General features: G+C 62.0%; 13 protein-coding genes. 6 read left to right on the forward strand and 7 right to left on the reverse strand.

Going from position 1 to position 13,780, the window contains the following annotated elements:
* Positions 1–9: 9 nt before the first annotated feature.
* Both R2834_20825 and R2834_20830 read right to left on the reverse strand, forming a co-directional pair.
* Positions 10–348, reverse strand: a complete 339-nt coding sequence (locus R2834_20825) for a HepT-like ribonuclease domain-containing protein (protein ID MEZ4702789.1) — start codon at positions 346–348, stop codon at positions 10–12.
* Positions 349–356: 8 nt separating this feature from the next.
* Complete coding sequence (locus R2834_20830; GenBank protein ID MEZ4702790.1) at positions 357–680, reverse strand: nucleotidyltransferase domain-containing protein; 324 nt, start codon at positions 678–680, stop codon at positions 357–359.
* A gap of 395 nt (positions 681–1,075) precedes the next feature.
* Here R2834_20830 and R2834_20835 point away from each other — a divergent pair, with 395 nt between their 5' ends.
* From R2834_20835 to R2834_20845, 3 genes are all read left to right on the forward strand, one after another.
* On the forward strand, positions 1,076–2,329 hold the full coding sequence (locus R2834_20835; protein MEZ4702791.1) for a serine hydrolase domain-containing protein: 1,254 nt from the start codon (positions 1,076–1,078) through the stop codon (positions 2,327–2,329).
* Positions 2,330–2,412: 83 nt separating this feature from the next.
* Positions 2,413–3,468, forward strand: coding sequence for an IS110 family transposase (locus R2834_20840; protein MEZ4702792.1), 1,056 nt, complete (start codon positions 2,413–2,415; stop codon positions 3,466–3,468).
* A 510-nt stretch (positions 3,469–3,978) separates the two neighbouring features.
* Positions 3,979–4,881 (forward strand): T9SS type A sorting domain-containing protein, encoded by a 903-nt coding sequence (locus R2834_20845; GenBank protein MEZ4702793.1) that lies wholly within the window; start codon positions 3,979–3,981, stop codon positions 4,879–4,881.
* Between the two features lie 238 nt (positions 4,882–5,119).
* On the opposite strand, the gene R2834_20850 is transcribed toward R2834_20845, so the two are convergent.
* Together R2834_20850 and R2834_20855 are read right to left on the reverse strand one after the other, a co-directional pair.
* Positions 5,120–5,596, reverse strand: coding sequence for an SRPBCC domain-containing protein (locus R2834_20850; GenBank protein MEZ4702794.1), 477 nt, complete (start codon positions 5,594–5,596; stop codon positions 5,120–5,122).
* Entirely contained in the window at positions 5,565–5,930 is a 366-nt protein-coding gene (locus R2834_20855; GenBank protein ID MEZ4702795.1) for a metalloregulator ArsR/SmtB family transcription factor, read from the reverse strand. Before R2834_20855 ends, R2834_20850 begins: the two co-directional genes overlap by 32 nt.
* 470 nt (positions 5,931–6,400) lie before the next feature.
* Between R2834_20855 and R2834_20860 the strand changes: the two genes are divergently transcribed.
* The gene (locus R2834_20860; protein MEZ4702796.1) at positions 6,401–6,733 is read left to right on the forward strand and encodes an SET domain-containing protein-lysine N-methyltransferase; all 333 of its coding nucleotides are present in this window, start codon (positions 6,401–6,403) and stop codon (positions 6,731–6,733) included.
* A gap of 71 nt (positions 6,734–6,804) precedes the next feature.
* Here the strand turns inward: R2834_20860 and R2834_20865 are convergent, their stop codons facing one another.
* On the reverse strand, positions 6,805–7,590 hold the full coding sequence (locus R2834_20865) for an SDR family oxidoreductase (protein MEZ4702797.1): 786 nt from the start codon (positions 7,588–7,590) through the stop codon (positions 6,805–6,807).
* A gap of 362 nt (positions 7,591–7,952) precedes the next feature.
* Between R2834_20865 and R2834_20870 the strand changes: the two genes are divergently transcribed.
* Together R2834_20870 and R2834_20875 are read left to right on the forward strand one after the other, a co-directional pair.
* Positions 7,953–8,324, forward strand: coding sequence for a hypothetical protein (locus tag R2834_20870; protein ID MEZ4702798.1), 372 nt, complete (start codon positions 7,953–7,955; stop codon positions 8,322–8,324).
* Positions 8,325–8,427: 103 nt separating this feature from the next.
* The gene (locus R2834_20875) at positions 8,428–10,200 is read left to right on the forward strand and encodes a M28 family peptidase (protein ID MEZ4702799.1); all 1,773 of its coding nucleotides are present in this window, start codon (positions 8,428–8,430) and stop codon (positions 10,198–10,200) included.
* Between the two features lie 202 nt (positions 10,201–10,402).
* On the opposite strand, the gene R2834_20880 is transcribed toward R2834_20875, so the two are convergent.
* Both R2834_20880 and htpG read right to left on the reverse strand, forming a co-directional pair.
* Entirely contained in the window at positions 10,403–11,779 is a 1,377-nt protein-coding gene (locus R2834_20880) for an MATE family efflux transporter (GenBank protein ID MEZ4702800.1), read from the reverse strand.
* Positions 11,780–11,789: 10 nt separating this feature from the next.
* A complete protein-coding gene (gene htpG, locus R2834_20885) occupies positions 11,790–13,649 on the reverse strand; it encodes a molecular chaperone HtpG (protein MEZ4702801.1) in 1,860 nt (619 codons plus the stop codon).
* Positions 13,650–13,780: the final 131 nt, after the last annotated feature.

Here is a 13,780-nt window from a genome sequence, read left to right on the forward strand (position 1 = left end):
GAAAAAAGCTCAACCTCTCGCAAGCAAGTCCTGGACGTCTTTTCGCAGGGACGGTAGGTGGTCGACAATGATCACCCAGATTCGCTCGGGCTTGATCGTGTTATACCCGTGTGCAAGGAAATTGCGTGTGCTTATCAGCTGTTGCCATGGTAAGCCTGCATGTTGCATGCGAAATTCTTCTGGTAGCCTTGCGGCAGCTTCTCCAATCGCGAGGAGTTGCCAGCAGACTGCCGATTGATCACGTTCGTCAGCGCAAAAGGTGGATTCCGTATGCTTGGCGCTGAATGCGTCTATCAGATCGAGCGCCCTGGCAATATCTTGCAGGCGATCTTGTGGAGTCGGTTTCATGCTTGGAATCAAAAAATCGCTACTTCATCGGGCAGCGCGCGAGCCAGGAACTGCTTGTTTGGGTTGTCATACTCGACGACATGAACAGACAGTCCAACGGCTTTTTCCAGCGCATCCTGGAGTTCGATGAGATCAAACAGAGAGTACTTGCCATCGTGTGGAAATTCCACCATGATATCCAGGTCGCTGTCCGGCGCATGGTCTCCCCGGGCGCGTGAACCGATAAACCCCGCGCGGCGGATGCCGTACGCACTCAGCACAGGAAATGCCTTGGCTTTGAGTTGCTCAAGCGTCGGATTGGCGTCCGCAGCTGTTTGAATGGGTGGCGTCATGGGTTCTTCGATCCAATATGGGATATCAACGCATGAAAAAGAGGACAGATTCTTCTATTGCGGCCAAAGGCCGTGCACGATCCGCAGCATGGGCGTCCCTTCACGTGTTTCCCAGGGCAATCGCATTCTCGCCGTGGCCGTGAGAAGCGTATGGGAGTTTGGGTGCATGGGGGCATTATTTACCGCAAAACCTCCCATACCGGGAGATGCTCACGTTTGAAGAGCATGCGATTGCCCTGACGTGTTTCCAGGTATCCTTGCACTGCTGATATGTGCCCCTGTTTGCGCCCAGGTAATCCCTGACACGCTCGACAACCGACATTATTCCCCGCTCGCTGTGGGCAATGAGTGGCAGTATGGCGACTCTCCATCCACCTACCTTCCAACACACTTTCGTGAAACGACTCCTCTTCATCCTGCTCCTCCTGGCCCCTATCGCCGGGTTTGCGCAAGACCGCACGCCGTCCACGTTGCATATCGACGCGACGCGTCTGGCGCGGGTCGATTCGGTGCTCGAGCGGTACGTCCGTGAAAACCGGGTGGCCGGCGCGGTCGGGCTCGTGCTGCGCGACGGCGAGGTCGTTTATGAGCGGGCCGTGGGCTGGGCCGACCGCGAAGCGAAGCGCCCGATGACCACAGAGACCGTCTTCCGCATCGCATCCCAGACGAAGGCGATCACCAGCGCTGCCCTGCTGATGCTGGTGGAGGAGGGGCGCATCAACCTGAACGAGCCCGTTAGCCGCTGGATGCCGACGTTTGCGAAAACGACGGTCGCGGTGCCCTCGGACACCGGTGTTGTCATGGTGCCGGCGCGGCGCCCCATCCTGGTGCGCGATCTGCTGACGCACACCGCCGGCATCTCCTACGGCCGCGACGCCGCGCTGGCCGAGCGGTACCTCGAACAGGGCCTCGGCTACGGCGAGGCCTACGGCTGGTACTTCGCGCACCTCGAGGAGCCGGCGTGCGAACGGCTCGACCGGCTCGGCTCGCTCCCATTCACGGCCCAGCCCGGCGAACGCTTTGTATACGGCTACAACACCGACATCCTGGGCTGTATCGTCGAACGCGAGAGCGGGCAGTCGCTCGACGCCTTCATCGCCGAACGCATCACGCGCCCGCTGGGGATGCGCAGCACCTGGTTCTTCATGCCGCCCGACCAGCGTTCTCGCCTCGCCGCCGTCTACACCCCGGCCGCGGACGGGACGATGGAGCGCGCGCCCGACGGGCCACTGGGGCAGGGGGATTATGTGGACGGGCCGCGCGTCAGCTTCGCCGGCGGCGCCGGCCTGCTATCGACGGCCCGCGACTATGCCCGCTTCCTGGAGATGATCCGACACGCCGGCACGCTCGACGGCGTGCACTACCTCGCCCCGCATACCGTCGCGCTGATGACCTCGAACCAGGTCGGCGACCTGCACAACGAAAACGGCCTCGGGTTTGGACTCGGTTTCGAGACCACCGACCGGGCCGGCGCGAACGACTTCGCCTCCGTCGGGTCGTTCGGATGGAGCGGCGCCTACGGCTCGGTGTATGAAGTCGACCCTCACGAACGCCTCGTGCTCGTCCTGATGATTCAGGTCGTCCCGTACGTCGGCTCCGGCATCCGCGAGTCGTTCAAGGCCGCCGTGTACCAGTCGCTCGTCCCATAATCGACGCATCGCGACCGTAGGTCGGGATCTTTCCAACAAGGTACTATGCACTGAGTTGCCCTGTCCACCTTGCATTGGAGACAATGATGGAAACGCTGCCACGCTACTACACGGGTCTTGATTTGCACAAGCGAACGATCACCGCAACCACACTCGACGCCCGGGGTGAGACGGTATCGCAGGCAACGTTTCGGTGCCATCCCGACGTCTTGCGTCACTATTTCGCCGATTGTGCGCCGCCAGAGAGCGAGCACCACATTGTTGTTGAAGCCACGACGGGATGGTACTGGGTGAAAGATGCCCTGCGTGCTGCTCCGTTCACGCTTCACCTGGCCCATGCCAGGCAAGTGAAGGCCATTACGAGCGCGAAAGTAAAAACGGATTCCGCTGACGCCCGTATGTTAGCTCAGTTGCTTCGCAACGATCTACTTCCGGAGGCGCATATGATATCAGATGAGCTCAGACCCCTGCGCGACGTGCTGCGCACGCGGCTCAAGCTGGTCGAGCGATCTAGCGCAGCGCAGAATTCGATCCATCGTCTGCTAGAGAAGATGAATGTCGAGCAGGTGGACGACCTCCCTGAGCTGATGCAGCTTCCAGCGCGTTGCCACCAGGAGCAGATCGTGCTCTTGCAGCAGCAGATCAAGCAGCTGGAGCATTCGCTGCAGGCGCACCTGGTACCTGATGAGGAGGTACAACGCTTGTTACGCATTCCTGGGATCGGCAAAATCAACGCCTTTACCATCCGTCTGGAAGTGGATGACATCGCGCGCTTTGAGAGCGATCGACAGTTCTTTTCTTACTGCCGACTTGTCCCCGGGGCCGATAACTCGGCGGAGCGTTCGCGGCACAAACGCTCGCGCGAGGGCAATCGGTATTTGAAGATGGTCTTTGCTACGGCGAGCCTCCGTGCGATACAGTATTACCCCGAAATCCGCTCGTGGTACCAGCGCAAGAAGCGAAAGAAACCCGATGCGCTGGCGCGCACGTTGGTAGCCAAGGAGCTGGCGCGGATTGTCTATCAGGTATGGACGAAGGGGGAAGCATTCAATGGCCGGTTCAAGGGCGAACTCTTGAGCCGAGTCAAAGAAGAGACGTGGCCCTTGCTCCGAAGCCCGGACGGTCTAACTGAACCGTAGACGTTCCTGGTCGGGAATGGGAACGGAGCAAGCATGCCACCGACATGGATCTGGGCAGGAGCGAATGCTCCACGACTGAACCAGTCACAAAGCCCGAATGGGGGTTTGGTTGCCACGCCTCGTAACTGAGTCGATGGACACACCAAACGTGATCCTGCGGTGCGGCCCTTTATTGAGATTCGACGTGCGAGCGAGCACGCCGCCGGGCGAGGTATACCCTGGTAGATTACGATACAGCGCCAGAAAGAAAATCTGGGGCTACCTTGACAAAAACCTTGTTATGGGGGTTAGGTCCCCCCCAGGGACCGTAACCCGACGATGTACCCATTCATTTTGCCCGCCCCTCTCCCGCCTCGTATGAACGCACCTGCCATCCATGACGCCGCCCCCGCCTCAGGAGACGGGGGCTTCTCAGAGGGTCGCCGCGTTGCGGCTCTTTTGAGGCCGAATCCAACGGCAGGTTATCGGGATGGTGCGCGACAGCCCGTCCGCTCAGCCCTGTTCATCATCATGGCCCTCCTCCTATCCGCCGGCGCCGCGCAGGGGCAAATCATCCGGGACACCCTCGATCACAGGCGCTATTTCCCGCTCGCCGTGGGCAATGAGTGGCAGTACGAAGGTCATGGATTTGCTTCCGCCATCCCTTTTTATGAGCGGAAACGCGTCGTCGCCGATACGCTGGTAGGGGACCGCCGGTATTTCCGCTATGTCGTAGAAGGGTTCGATCACTCCATGGTCCTCATTCGCACGCACACAGCCTGGCTGCGATATAATGCGGCTGGCGCCGTCGTCGCGTTCGCGGATCCCGGCGAAGATACCATGGCTATCGACTCCACCCTCTTCTGGTATCACAAGGATTTTGGTGACAGCGTAGATGCGGAATTCGGAGCCCGAGCCATCGTGGAGGGACGATATGACACGACGGTTTTTATCGGTACCACGGTCGTGCCGGTTGCCGCCGTCAAGTATCTCGGCGAGCGTGTACCTTTCGTTCCTTTCGTTTCGGAGGTGATAGCCGCCGGTTTCGGTCTGGTGAGCTATCAGTACTGGGACGGCGACGAAGCTGGCCTCACCTATGCGCGTATCGACGGACGCACATACGGCGTCCCGGCCATCCATGTCGGATACGAACAGCCCGCGCACCCCCTTCCTGCCACGCACATCCTCTCGTTATTTCCGATGCCCGCCGGCGAGACCGTCACCATCGGCTATGCCTTGCGTGCAGACCATGGTGCAACGATCGACGTGATCGATCTGCTGGGTCGGACCTTGATCACCGGGCCGATTTCTGCCGGTAGCGCCAGCCTATCGGAGAAAAGCATCGATGTCTCCCCGTTGCGTGGCGGAACCTACCTCGTCCGCCTTACCGACGATGCCGGCCACGCCGACACCGCTGTACTCATCAAACGCTGATTCCACTTAACCCGCCAAGCGTGAAGGTGACCATGATCGCCGGCTGATCGTCGCGCATCCACATCACGCCCTTTATTTCGGAATTTGGGATGAGGCTTCTTCGGCCTGGCTGTCGAATCGGGCGATTGAATCGGATATTCGTCGGGTTACGCGGCGGGCAGGGACCTGTGCTCGAACGCACACGTGTGCCGCGCCGCTAACCCGACCTACGACACCGCGTTTGACCGATCGCGCATTGTTACGCGTGCTGATCTTCGAGGACGAGCCGGTCCAGGTTGCGGTAACTTGCTTCGAGGCCCTGGTCCATCCCCGACATGACGATCGCGTCGCGGGTGGCCTTGTCGTTGCAGTTGATGGTCATGATCACAATCGTCTCGTCGCCGGCTTCGAAAAATTCGGTCTCGACGATGCTGGTGCCGTTGGGAAACAGCTCGAACGTCTCGGTATGCACGATCAACGTCTCCGGCGTGATAGTCTTGAACGTCCCGAACGCCACCATCGGATCGATGGGCGTCAGCCACGTGTAACGCCAGGATCCACCTTCCCGGAAATCGATTTCGCACCCGGGCATGGTGTGGCCTTCCGGACCGGTCAGCCACTGTTTGACGAGCTCGGGCTCGGAGAACGCTCGCCATACCAGCGAGCGCGGCGCCTTGAATCCCCGCTCGGTGCGGACCTGCGTGTCAGAGGGTGTTGTCAGTCGGAGTGGTATCATCGGATGTACCTTCAGGGTTTGCTTGCAGTTTGGCCAGGACCTCGTCCAGGCGCCCATAATTCGCCTCCCAGATCGCCCGGTATCGATCCAGCCAACCACTGGCCTCCGAAAGCCGCGCCGCCTCGATGCGCCGGGGGCGCGAGGGGCCCTGCGGGTTGACCGAAACCAACCCTGCGTCTTCGAGAACCTTGAGGTGCCGCGAAATCGCCGGCTGGCTGATCTCGAAGGGCTCCATCAATTCGGTCACCGTGGCCTCGCCCTCGGCGAGACGCGACAGGATGGCCCGGCGTATCGGGTTGGCCAGGGCGGAAAATGTTAGGTCGAGCTGATCCATAGGATTTAGATATAACACACTTGATATATAACAATTATGTTATATCGTGGTCAAGCTTTTTCCCGCTCACTCAAGAATTTTTTCCGTCGCCTCAGCGACATACCGCGCCGTCACAGTAAACTTCAACCTGCACACACGAGCCGGATCACATCCACCGGATGCAATCTCCCCGGTGGGCACGATCGATTGGCTGGCGCTTCTCCATGCCGATACATCCACTCCTGGGAAACGAAGGTTCGCACAACCCCTTCCGCCCGGGAAATACGGTGGGGAAATACGGTGGGGAAATCCGTTACAACCGTACGGAGTGCAGCCCAACAGCCCTTCCTGGAACCATGGTCACGCACAAGAAACAATCGGATGACGTCGCGTCGGCCCGACTCTATCCGCCCGACATTTATGTAGCAGACTGCGGAAATAACCTCGGGAGAGGGGTATTTGCCGCCCGTTCCTTTCTTGAAGGAGAGGCCGTGGAAATCGCCCCGTTGTTCCTGCTGAAGGGCCTGACGGGGATGCTCCCTCCGTCCATTGAGCTGCGGGTGTACGACTGGGAATCCCTCACGGGCGCCGACACCGGCAAGGCCATCGTGCTCGGCTACGGAAGCCTGTACAACCACAGCGATAACCCGAACCTGTCGTACAGCCCCGATGCCGCGAACGATCTGATGACCTACACAGCCAGGCGTCCCATCGCCGCGCATGAGCAGCTCACCATCCATTACGACCGGGCGAACGGCCAGCACACCGAGGAACAGGAGGGATGGTTCGCGCGCAATGCCATCGAGAAACGGGCCATCGCCTGAGCGCCGGGCGAGGCGACGGTGCCGGGCAGGAGGTCATTTTTGCGAGACGCCGGAGAGATAGTGGGTCGCCCTTATCCCTCTTTTTCCATCGTCGAACGCGAAATCGCCGTCACCAGCTTTCTGGGCAGGATGCGCAGCAGGATGTGAAAGGCAAATTTGTTGAAGATGCCGAAGACGGCCATCGTCTTGCCTCGCAGCATGGCGCGGTAACCGTAATCGGCCACGGTGCGGGCCGTGGGGATAAAGAGGAGCTTGACCGCGCGGGTGCGGGTGAGGTTGCCGTTTTCGATGAACTCCGTCTGCGTAAAGTTCGGGCAGAGCGCGGTCACCGTCACGTTGGTGTCCGATAGCTCGTTGGCCAGCGCCTCCGAAAACGAGATGACGTAGGCCTTCGACGCGTAGTAGACCGCCTGGAGCGGGCCCGGGATGAAGCCGGCGGTGGACGCGACGTTCATCACACAACCCCGATTGCGCTCGACCATGCCGGGAAGAAACATCCGCGTCAGCGCCGTCAGCGCGAGGATGTTCAGGTTGATCATGGCCTTGTCGGCCTCCCAGTCGCGCTCGTAGAAAAAGCCGTGGCCGCCGAAGCCGGCGTTGTTGATCAGCACCTCCACATCGACCTGCTTGTCGGTCAGTTCCTTGTAGATGGCCTTCGCCGCACCGGGGACGGCCAGGTCGCGCGCGATGGTCAACACCTGTACGCCATGCGCCTGCTCCAACTCGGTCTTGAGTTCGAGCAGCCGTTCCGCGCGCCGGGCCACGAGGACGAGATCGCCTTTGCGCGACGCGTGGATGCGCGCGAGTTCACGGCCGATCCCGCTGGACGCGCCCGTGATGAGTGCCACATTATTCATACGCTGGAAGTCGCGTGGGTCGATGCGCCGCTAACCGTGTAGCGGTGCTGCTCCTTGAATGCAGTCACCGGCGTCTTGTTTAACGCATTTTAAGTGAAGCCTTAAGACCGGTTTGACCTTATCTTTTTTTGCAGATGACGCTGCGGACCTACCCGCACTGCTCTTGCCGCAGGCCCGGGCCGAGCGACAAACCGATGCGGAGTCACACACGGTCACACGGGCGGGAGGCGTGTGGGAGGCGGAGGCCGCGCCGGCTTGCACGCCGGCGAGCGGGGGGGTATCTTGACCCAAGGTAGCAAAAAAGCGCTTTCAGTCATGCGCCAGCCGCCTCCACACAAACACTTCACGAATCGGGCGCTCCCATGCTCCGCAACATCCTGGCCGTCGCCGGCGGCTTCATCGTCTGGACCATCGGCTGGCTCGGCTTCTTCGCCGCCGCATCGTCCGTCACCCCCCAGTACTTCAATGAGGATGGATCGACCGATTCCGCCGGCGTGCTCGTGGCGTTTCTCATCGCCAGCATGGTGTGCTCGCTCCTCGCCGGCTGGGTGATCCCCCTGATCGCCAGAGGACCGCAAATCAGGCTGGCCTGGGTGCTCGGCATCATCCTGCTCGCGGTAGGGATCGGCGTGCAGGCCAGCGCGTGGGATTCGTTTCCGCTCTGGTACAACCTGATTTTCCTGGCCGCTCTCGTGCCGGTGACGCTGTTCGGACATAACCTGAACAAACGCTGACCCGGAAGCGGCCTTTTTATCGGGGATGTGGTATTTTGGGGCAGGCCGCCATACATCGCGGCCGCGCCTGCGGGTGTTTTCAGCACGTTTTGAAGGATCTCTTATGCCCAGTTCATTTGCCGGCCGCCTGGGCGTGCCGGCCTTGCTCGTTGTTGTTTCGCTTGCCCGGCCCGTCGCGGCGCAAAACGCCGACGCCGGCCGCGTAGCGTCGCCGGCCACGACGCCCACCGCGTTCGAAAACCCCGAACTCGTCCAGCGCTACCAGGCCACCATCACGGAATCCGACCTCGCGTCGCACCTCTATGTGTTCGCGTCGGACTACTTCGAGGGGCGCGAGACGGCGACCCGAGGCCAGAAGCTGGCGGCCACCTACCTCGCCGGCCAGTACCGAAAGATGGGGCTGGATCCCAAGGGGAACGCCCCGACCGCCAACCCGATGGCCCCGGAGAACTACTTCCAGCCGTTCCCCCTCTACGGGCGGCGGCTGAAACAGGCCTCGCTGGAGATCAAGGCGGGCAACCGGAGCGTGGCGTCCAGGAGCTACTCAGCCTCCCACCAGGACGAAGACGCCTACCTCGCTTTCGGCAGCGCGATGAACGCCGAGGGCGGTGTCGTCTTCGCCGGCTATGGCATCGAGGATGAGGCGCTCGGCTACAACGACTTCAAGGCCATGGAAGAGGCCGGCATCGACATGTCGGGGAAATGGCTCCTGATCCTCGGCGACGAACCGCTCGAAACGGCCGACAAAAGCCTGTTGCCGACCTCCGACGGCGGCCCGTCCCGCTGGACGCTGCGGGGCAACATGAAACGCGGCACCATCCTGCGCCGGCAGGGCGCGCGGCCGAAGGGCGTGCTCATGGTGGGCGACCTCGGGCCGCGCGGCAAATCCGTCGCCGACGAGGCCCGCAAGAGCGCGGCCGCTCTTGAAGGAATCGGTCAGCTCTCCCTCAACGAACAGGGCGGCGGCCCCGCCTTTCCGCCCTTTTATGTCATCTCCAGCACCCTCGCAAACCAGATTCTCGCGCCCTCCGGCAAAAAGATCGAGGACCTGAAAGCCGGCATCGACGCCAGTCTGAAGCCGGCGGTGATGGATCTGGGCGACATCACGATCACGAGCGCCATCGAACAGGAGACGTTCCAGACCAGCAGCGAAAACGTGGCGGCCTTTATCGAGGGATCCGATCCGGTCCTCAAGAATGAGGTCGTGGTCATCTCGTCGCACTACGACCACATCGGCATCAACGAGGGCGGCGAGGGCGACATCATCAACAACGGCGCCGACGACGACGGCTCGGGCACGGTGGCCGTGCTCGAGATGGCCGAAGCCTTCAAACTGGCCCAGCGCGACGGGCACGGCCCGCGTCGGTCGATCCTCTTCCTCAACGTCGCCGGCGAGGAAAAAGGCCTCCTCGGGTCCGCGTATTATTCGGATTCCGACCCGCTCGTCCCGATCGAAAACACGGTCACCGATCTCAACATCGACATGATCGGCCGATTCGACCCCACGCACCCGGCAAAAAGCGAGAACTACGTCTACATCATCGGGTCGAACCTGATCTCGCAGGAACTGCACGACATCAACGCGCGGGTCAACCAGCTCACGGGCACACACCTCGAACTCGACGAGCGCTACAACTCGAAGGACGATCCCAACCAGTTCTACCGCCGGTCCGACCACTGGAACTTCGGCAAGCACAGCATCCCGTTCATCTTCTTCTTCACCGGAACCCACGAGGACTACCACGGCGTGGGCGACGAGCCGGACAAGATCGAATACGAGCGCATGGCCCGCATCACCCGCCTCGTCTTCGCCACCGCCTGGCAGGTGGCGAATCAGGACGAACGGCCCGTGGTGTCGGGCACGGGGTTCAATTGAAGGGTTCAAGGGTGAGGATCAAGGTTTAAGGGAAGGAGACACCCTAGACCTTGATCCTGCGTCTTAATTTGTCGTCCCGACCGAATTCCCGCGACACGATGGAGAGACCTCCCGATGAATGGCATAGCCGATCTTCAGGAGGTCTCTCCGCTTTGTACCTGCTGCGCAGGTACGCCGGTCGAGAAGACACGGAAAAAAACGTTCAAGGCTCAAGGGAAGGAGACGACCTTAAACTTTGATCCTCGAACCTTGAACCACCCACCCGGTACGGGCTCGCGCCTACCCCGGGCCAGATGCGTACCAGCCCGAACACGGCGCGCACCACGATCCAGACGCCGGTCGCCACCCAGAGCAGGGTCAGCGAACCGGGTTGCGCGACATCGACGAGGAGCCACACGCACAGCGCGCCGGTCAGGGTCGCGGTGATGACGGCGTTTCTGAGGTAGCGGAAGTCGCCGGTACCCCAGTGCAGACCGTCCGTCGCAAACGTGAGCGCGTTGAGGGGTTGGAAGACGGCTGCGACGAACCACGCCGATGAAAAGACGGCCACGGCCTCGGGTGGCACCAGCAGCCGCACGGCGAGCGGCTCGCCGGCGACCATCGACACGAACAGCACCACCCCCGTCCCCAGGCTCCACAGACAGACATACCCCGCGACGCGGCGCGCGGCGGCCCGGTTCTCGGCGCCGATGAAATACCCCACCAGACTCTGCCCGGCGATCGCGAACGCGTCGAGGGCGAGGGCGGCGAACATCCACACCTGGCGGATGGCCTGATGCGCCGCGCCGGCGGCGGCGCCCATGCGCGTCGCCTCGCGGGTGGTGAGGAGCAGGAAAAGCGTCAGCATGCCCGTCCGCACGAACAGGTCGCCGCCGATGACCAGGAGCCGGCTCGCGTCCGCCCTCTTCAGGCCCGCCGGGAGCCCGAGGCGTCGATACAGCAGCCAGAGCGCGAGGCCGGCGCCGACCCACTGACTAACCGAACTCGCGATCGCCGCGCCGGCGATGCCCATGGCCGGCACGGGGCCCATGCCGAAGATGAGCACGGCATCCAGCACGATGTTGAGCGCATTCACCGCCAGCGCGATCCACAGCGGCAGGCGCATTTCCTGGAGACCGCGCATCGTCCCGAACGACGCCAGCATGAGCAGCACCGCCGGCCCGCCGACGAGCCGCCAACGGATGTAGGCTACGGCGTCGTCACGCACGGCCTCGGTAGCCCCGAGCGCATCCGCCGCCAGACCCGACGCCGGCCAGCCGGCGAGCGCCACGACCACCCCCAGCCCCGCGCTCATCGCGAGCGCCATGCCGGCGAGCTCCGCCGCCCGCTCCGTCAGACCGCGCCCCGACGCCTGCGCCACCTCCGTCTGCGTGCCGACGCTCAGGAAGTTGAACACCCAGAAGATGCTGCTCAGCGTGATCGTGCCCACCCCGAGCGCCGCGAGGGGCGCGGCGCCGAGCCGAGCCACGAAGGCCGTATCGACCAGCCCGGTGAGCGGCTCGGCGACGAGCGAAAACAGGATGGGGATCGTCAGGCCGACGAGCGTGCGGTTCGGCGCGGCCGAGAAATCATGCTTCACACGGATCTCATCAGGCCGTCGCTTTCACGAGCAGCTCCGTCATCCGCGCCACGTAGTCGGTCGTCTGCGTCAGGCCGCCCTCGAGGAGCAGGGCGCCCTCATAGAGCTGGAGCATGACCTTGTCCGCCGTCTCCGGATCGCTGTCCAGCAGGGTCCGCAGGTTTTTCATCAGCGGGTGCGCCGTGTTGATCTCCAGGATGCGGGCGCCGGCCTTGAAGTTCTTGTCCATCATCCGCATCATGCGCTCCATCTGCACGTCCATCCCGCTTTCGCCCACGACGAGCGTCACGGCGGAATCGACAAGCCGGCGGGACTCGACCACATCCTTCACCCGGTCCCCGAGCGTCACCTTGAAGCGGGCGATGAGCTGATCCGCGTCGGCGCCGGCGAGCGCCTCCTTCTGCCGGGCGTCGTCCGTCTTCAGATCGATGTCCGCCTTCTCGATGCTCTTCAGCTCCTTTTCGCGGAACGCCTCGATGTGCGGCACGACGAACGCGTCCATCGGGTCGTCCATCAGCAGCACCTCGATCCCGTTCTTGCGGAAATACTCGAGGTTCGGGCTGCGTTCCAGCACGTCGCGGTGCTCGCCCAGCAGGTAGTAGATCTGCGTCTGGTCCGCCGGCATCCGATCCACATACGCCGCCAGCGACGTGTAGACGCCCTTGCCCGTCTGGGTCGATTCGAACCGGAGCAGATCCGTGAGTTTCTCCTTGTTCGCGAAGTCGTTCCCGATGCCCATCTTGAAGAGCGGCCCGAACTCGCGGAAGAACCGGTTGTAGGTGTCCTCCTCCTTCGACGCCCAGCCCTCCAGCAATCCGAGGATCTTGCCGGTGAGGATCGACCGGATCTTGGCCATCACCGGGCTGTTCTGCGTCACCTCGCGGGAGACGTTCAGCGGCAGGTTGTCGGTTTCGACGACGCCGCGCATGAAGCGGAGGTAGTCCGGCACCAGCGCCTTGCAGTCGTCCTGGATGAAGACATTGTTGGCGTACAGGTGGAGTTTTGTGGCTTCGTCCTCGCGGAACATGGCCGGCGGGGCATGCTGCGGGATGAAAAGCAGGGCGCGGACATTGACGACCCCTTCGAGATTCAGATGGAGATGCCCCAGCGGCTCCTGGTAGTCGCCCGAGATGAACTTGTAGAACTCGTTCAGCTCTTCCGCCGTGATGTCGCTCTTGTTCTTGTGCCAGAGCGCCTTCACGGTATTGACCTGCTCCTCGCCGAGCTTGATGGGGAAGTCGACGAAGTTCGAGTATTTCTGGACGATGCTGCGGACGCGGTAGTCGCGCGTGAACTCCTTCGCATCGTCCCGCAGCTTGAGGGTGATCTTCGTGCCACGCTCGGCGCGGTCGACCGTATCGATGGTGAACGAGCCCTCGCCGTCCGACGTCCAGCGCAGCCCTTCGGAGTCGGGCTCGGCGCTGCGTGTTTCGACCACGACCTGTTCCGCCACCATGAACGCCGAATAAAAACCGACGCCGAACTGGCCAATCAACTGGCCGTCGATCGGCTTGCCCTCTTTCTGGAGTTGCTCGAGAAAGGCCTTCGTGCCCGAGCTTGCGACAGTGCCGAGCCGCTTGACGAGATCGTCGCGCGTCATCCCGATGCCCGTGTCCTCGATGGCGAGGGTGTTCTCCGCTTCATCGAGCGTGATGCGGATCTCCAGCGGCGCATCCTTGCTGAGGATGTCCGTATCCGTCAGCTTTCTGAACCGCGCCTTGTTGAGCGCGTCGGACGCGTTCGAAATCAGCTCCCGGAGAAAGATCTCCTGATGGGTATAGAGCGAGTGCACGATAAGATGAAGCAACTGCTTCATCTCGGCCTTGAACGTATAGCGTTTGGCCTTTTCCTCTTTGGTCTCGGTAGTCACGATCGTTGTCGTTTAAAGGTTGAAATAATCGATCAAAGGGGATTTTTTGGGGGGTACACCCGGTCAGGGTTCAAGGTTTCAGGTTCGAAGTTCAAGGACGCGTGATCGTATTCCTCAAGCATCCAAAACCG

The sequence above is a fragment of the Rhodothermales bacterium genome (assembly GCA_041391505.1).
In the GTDB taxonomy this organism is placed as follows: Bacteria; Bacteroidota; Rhodothermia; order Rhodothermales; family JAHQVL01; genus JAWKNW01.

Excerpts from the sequence above, each read along its gene's own strand:
- R2834_20855 (MEZ4702795.1), bottom strand. The coding sequence starts at position 5,930 with ATGGATCAGCTCGACCTAACATTTTCCGCCCTGGCCAACCCGATACGC.
- R2834_20845 (MEZ4702793.1), top strand. The coding sequence starts at position 3,979 with ATGGCCCTCCTCCTATCCGCCGGCGCCGCGCAGGGGCAAATCATCCGG.
- R2834_20850 (MEZ4702794.1), bottom strand. The coding sequence starts at position 5,596 with ATGATACCACTCCGACTGACAACACCCTCTGACACGCAGGTCCGCACC.
- R2834_20830 (MEZ4702790.1), bottom strand. The coding sequence starts at position 680 with ATGACGCCACCCATTCAAACAGCTGCGGACGCCAATCCGACGCTTGAG.
- R2834_20840 (MEZ4702792.1), top strand. The coding sequence starts at position 2,413 with ATGATGGAAACGCTGCCACGCTACTACACGGGTCTTGATTTGCACAAG.
- R2834_20870 (MEZ4702798.1), top strand. The coding sequence starts at position 7,953 with ATGCTCCGCAACATCCTGGCCGTCGCCGGCGGCTTCATCGTCTGGACC.
- R2834_20825 (MEZ4702789.1), bottom strand. The coding sequence starts at position 348 with ATGAAACCGACTCCACAAGATCGCCTGCAAGATATTGCCAGGGCGCTC.
- R2834_20875 (MEZ4702799.1), top strand. The coding sequence starts at position 8,428 with ATGCCCAGTTCATTTGCCGGCCGCCTGGGCGTGCCGGCCTTGCTCGTT.
- R2834_20865 (MEZ4702797.1), bottom strand. The coding sequence starts at position 7,590 with ATGAATAATGTGGCACTCATCACGGGCGCGTCCAGCGGGATCGGCCGT.